The organism is Floccifex sp., assembly GCF_051873555.1.
Lineage (GTDB): Bacteria > Bacillota_I > Bacilli_A > Erysipelotrichales > Erysipelotrichaceae > Floccifex.
Genome location: NZ_JBJEEY010000129.1, coordinates 1 through 1,543 on the forward strand (window position 1 = coordinate 1; position 1,543 = coordinate 1,543).

General features: G+C 25.7%; 2 protein-coding genes. Both read right to left on the minus strand.

Going from position 1 to position 1,543, the window contains the following annotated elements; genetic code table 11:
- Positions 1-34: 34 nt before the first annotated feature.
- Positions 35-256, minus strand: coding sequence for a hypothetical protein (locus ACI32A_RS07300; RefSeq protein WP_439754385.1), 222 nt, complete (start codon positions 254-256; stop codon positions 35-37).
- A complete protein-coding gene (locus ACI32A_RS07305) occupies positions 253-375 on the minus strand; it encodes a hypothetical protein (protein ID WP_439754386.1) in 123 nt (40 codons plus the stop codon). Before ACI32A_RS07305 ends, ACI32A_RS07300 begins: the two co-directional genes overlap by 4 nt.
- Positions 376-1,543 lie beyond the last annotated feature (1,168 nt).

The following is a 1,543-nucleotide window of genomic DNA, read 5'->3' on the forward strand; positions in this document are numbered from 1 at the left end:
TTATTCAAATTTCAATCTTCTCATACCGAGTTTTTCATAAATTTTTTACACTACCTTGTTCTAAAATACTATCAATTCCTTCTTGAACATCTAAAGACAAAAAAGCCGTTTCATTCATATCCATTTTTTCCAGCAAATTCGAATGAAGAAATCTTCGCATAAATATACCTGTAGAACAATTCAATTCCACTGATTTTTCAAATAATTTTCCCTGATATTCAGCCAGCAACAATCCATTATAATCAAATTCTCTCATTTTAACAATTCCTCTATATATAAACCATTTTTATATTCTCTTTTTGATAATTTAAGTTTTGTATCCATTTCATAGCTTCTTTCAATCAATTTATTTCTACAATCTTGACGCTCTGGCATGGATATATAGTATTTTTCAATTGATTTTAATTGTTGAAGTGTATTTGTCAATCTAAAATTGAGCCATAATATTTTATTAAGTGTGAAAAAATAATAAAACACACAGAGAGCAACATCGATCAATTGAAGAAACCTTCAAAAACCAGTTTAATTTGAATCAACACTTTCGATTTATTTTCTGTATTCAAAGATGAAACAGCTCTATTGGTACTTCTAGTTGATTTGTCCTTAAGATGTGTTATCTCTTCTATTGTATTATTTTTGTTTGACATCATTATTTTAAAACATCAGACGTCAGTTTAGTTATTCTGTCATTTATTGTACCATTATCTTGTATGATATTTCTATTTTCTCGTAAACTCCATAGCAAAAATAATTGTTTTTGTTAATGTAATTTACAGATAAAGAAGATAAGTCACATAAAGGCACAATGAGAATGTCAAAAAGCAGGATAGGAATGATCCAGACTAATACACCTGGGGATATTGTGTAAGACGAATAGCTATACGAATTGAACACATGGCCGTATGCAACAGTAGAAAAACACTTTCCTCTAAAATTTTCAAAATATAGGCGGGGTAATTCAACTGAAAGTGGAAATTTATACTTAGAATTTGTTAAAATTTTCATTAATAAATTCTATTATTTCTTCTTTAGAGGACCATTTTTTTGTTTTTTCTATTTCATTTATAAGAATATCTTTATTTCTTTTTAATTGCCAAATGGAATAATTTGACGATTTATTTGATTCACTATTTTTCTGTTTAAAGTAAAAGAACATTTTTTATCTGTATTTATTTTTCGTTTGTTTTGAGGAGAAGGAATAAATTTATATTTGAATTCATTAAAAGATTTGGCAGATATTCTTTCAAATTTTTTTATTTCAATATAATTTCCAAATTTACATTTTTCCCCATTATCAACAATTACAGAATTAAAAGTGAAATAATTGTCTGTATCATCTCCGTAAATACCTATATATCCAATTTTTTGACTGTCTTTATCTAATACTTTTACTTGAAGATAATTTGCTTTAAAATTACCATTTTGTGAATTTCTATAAATTTTAATGTTGTAATTTCCACAATTTAAATAATTAAATAATTCAATGAATTGTATTTGTTAATTTAAATGTGAGCCACTTTTGGTTGAATTATCAATCGAAAAA